Origin of the sequence: Bradyrhizobium sp. th-b2, assembly GCF_000426785.1 — a bacterium.
In the GTDB taxonomy this organism is placed as follows: domain Bacteria; phylum Pseudomonadota; class Alphaproteobacteria; order Rhizobiales; family Xanthobacteraceae; genus Bradyrhizobium; species Bradyrhizobium septentrionale.
This window is the reverse complement of sequence record NZ_AUGA01000197.1, coordinates 1-2831: the sequence shown is the minus strand read 5'-3', so window position 1 is coordinate 2831 and position 2831 is coordinate 1. Positions and strand designations below refer to the sequence as shown.

General features: G+C 56.2%; 2 protein-coding genes. Both read left to right on the top strand.

Features of this window, described 5'->3' with window-relative positions; translation table 11 throughout:
* The coding region (locus tag K359_RS60700) for a thioesterase domain-containing protein (RefSeq protein ID WP_245284956.1) at positions 1-1086 on the top strand (1086 nt) is incomplete at its 5' end.
* A 651-nt stretch (positions 1087-1737) separates the two neighbouring features.
* The gene (gene ltrA / locus K359_RS56510; RefSeq protein WP_051346851.1) at positions 1738-2748 is read left to right on the top strand and encodes a group II intron reverse transcriptase/maturase; all 1011 of its coding nucleotides are present in this window, start codon (positions 1738-1740) and stop codon (positions 2746-2748) included.
* The last annotated feature ends 83 nt before the right edge of the window (positions 2749-2831 follow it).

Below are 2831 nucleotides of genomic sequence, written 5' to 3'. Positions count from 1 at the left end.
GCGCAGATCTGGGCCGAGCTTCTCGGTGTGGAGCGGGTCGGACGCCACGACCACTTCTTCGAACTGGGCGGCCACTCGCTCTTGGCGGTGCAGTTGCTCAGTCGCGCAGTCGATCTCGGGCTCAAGTTCAGCGCCGCCGACCTCTTCCAAGCCCCCGTTCTAAAGGAACTTGCATCCAAGATTCATTTCGAACCAGAGCCCAGCAGCGCGGGAGTGATTTGTGTTCGAGAAACCGGATCGCAGCCGCCGCTGTTCTTTGTTCCCACAGGTTTAGGCGATTGCTCCTATGTCCTTAGTTTGGTGCAGGAGATGGGCGCAGGATGCCCTGTCTACACTTTGCCATGGCCGCCATTTCGTGAAGTTCAATTTCCAACTCTTGAAGAGATAGCCTCGCAACTAAATTTGGCAATTAGAGAGATCCAGCCACGAGGTCCATATCGGATCGCTGGATACTCATCCGGAGGAATCTTGGCTTACGCAATTGCGCAGCAATTACTGGACCACGACGAAGCTCTTTCACTCATCGCTCTAATTGACGTTGTACTATTTTCAAATCCATCAAGCGTGTCGCCCACCCAAAGGATACAAGAAGTGATCCTGGAATCTCTCGAGTTAGACGACGAAAGGCTCCAAATACTTGAACGCTTCGCTGGACGAAGTTCAATTTCTCAATTCCTGGAAAAGGCACAGAAAATTGGGGCGATCCCTCAGGATCGCAATCTCCACAGTGACATTCTGACGTATGAAAGGGCCATGCAGTTCCAATGGGCGCTGGACTCGTATCAAGCTCCATCCCTCCCCGTCGAGGTATACCAGTTCTATGCCAATGAACCTCTTCGCCATCGGACACGATCTCGCAAGAATTCAATAGGTCCAGAAGCGCGTTCGCCTTTGCGGGGGTGGGACCGAATTTTGAGTACGGAAGCCATTCATGCTGTGCCAATTCCAGGTGACCACATAACGATGATGAATGTCCCGGCGAACCGCCTAGTTCTGGCTCGATGCCTATCAAGGGCCCTTGGCCAGTCAGCGAGCGGCGCCAAACGGATTCCAATAAATCATAGGGCACAGGTGACCTGCCACTGAAGTTTCATCCAGCGGCAATTAGAGTCTCGGGGTTTTGTACGCCAAGTGGCGTGGGTGGAGCAACGGACGATCGGCGGAGCTGGTCGGGGTTGGTGCGCCACGACGGCGCGAAGAAGGAGGTAGATCAATTGACCTAAAGCCTTCAAGCAGCCTTGCTGTGCAAGAGATGAGGGTAGGCCCCTCGGGCTCGGATTGCAGGATCAGAGTCCAAACCACCACAAGCTGCTTCGACACAACGGTCGAGGTGGTGAGCGTTGTTGGAAAAGGCGGGCGCAAGCCCGTCAGGTAAGCCTCAGGAAGGCGAGCGGAAGCGAACCGCCGATGAAGCATCGAAAACCAGTACAGACGTTGTCGAAACCAAGGGTTCAACCCTTCCTTGGAAGCCTATCGGGAGCCTGGTTACTGGATGGGTGACGACCGGTGTAGAGGCGGCGCGATCCTGATGGCAGGCTCTTACACGGAACGTGGGAACCTGTGTCGTGATGCCAAGGGAGAACCTGAAAGCGGCAGCACCGCTGAGGGGAGAGTACCGATGCACGGCGCAGGGGCGGACGGGTTCGCAGTAGTGATGAAGCCTGGTAATGCAGGTGGAGCGAAGGGACCCGATCATCTGGCCAACGACAACAGCCAACCCGCAATGGGGATGAACTGATGTCCGAGGCAAAGCCGTATGATATCTCCAAGCACCTTGTTTGGCAGGCTTGGAAACAGGTCAAAGCAAACCAAGGGGCCGCGGGCGTGGATGGCGTCTCCGTCGCGGTGTTCGAAAAGGACCTGAAGAGGAATCTCTACAAGGTCTGGAATCGCATGTCGTCGGGGACGTATTTTCCACCGCCTGTTCGTCTCGTGGAAATCCCCAAATCCGATGGCAAGAGTGTCAGGAAACTCGGCATTCCCGCCGTCGGAGACCGAGTGGCCCAGACGGTCGCAAAGATGGTCATAGAAAAGGAAGTGGAGCCAGTCTTCCACCCCGACTCTTACGGCTATCGGCCCGGACGCTCTGCGCTCGATGCGGTGGGGAAGGCGCGCGAGCGCTGCTGGAAATTCGATTGGGTCATAGACTTGGACATCAAGTCGTTCTTCGATACGATTCCATGGGACCTGATGGAAAAAGCTGTAGCCCACCATGTGGAATTGGGCTGGGTTCGTCTCTACGTCAGACGGTGGCTGCAAGCCACCGTGGAGCGGAAAGACGGGACCCGCGACGAGCGAACACGAGGAACCCCTCAGGGTTCTGTCGTCTCGCCCGTACTCTCCAATCTCTTCATGCATTATTGTTTCGATGCATGGATGCAACGGACCTTCTCACACCTGCGCTTCGAAAGATTCGCTGATGATGCGATCGTCCATTGCTGGAGTGAGGAGGAGGCCAAAGCCGTACTGGGAGCGATCCGTAATCGCCTTGCCGAGTGCGGTCTGGAACTCCACCCGGAGAAAACCCGGATCGTCTACTGCAAGGACAACAATCGGAGCGGAGGGTACGAGCAAATCACGTTCGACTTCCTCGGCTACACGTTCCGGCCGCGCAAAGCTCGGGACAGCAAGGGTGAGAAGTTTGTCAGCTTCGCACCGGCCATCAGCCGCAAGGCAGCCAAGGGAATCCGGCAGGCTATCCGCGAATGGCGGGTGACAAGCAGGAGTATAGCGCGACAATCAGGATGAGAGTGGCGCGTCAATCAAGATGAGACAAGGCAGCCGAGTGGGCGGATCATTGACGCTGGCCGCGGGTTTGGCAAGCCTTGATT

What these genes read in the sequence shown, in the direction of transcription:
- ltrA (WP_051346851.1), top strand. Translation starts at nt 1,738, where the DNA reads ATGTCCGAGGCAAAGCCGTATGATATCTCCAAGCACCTTGTTTGGCAG.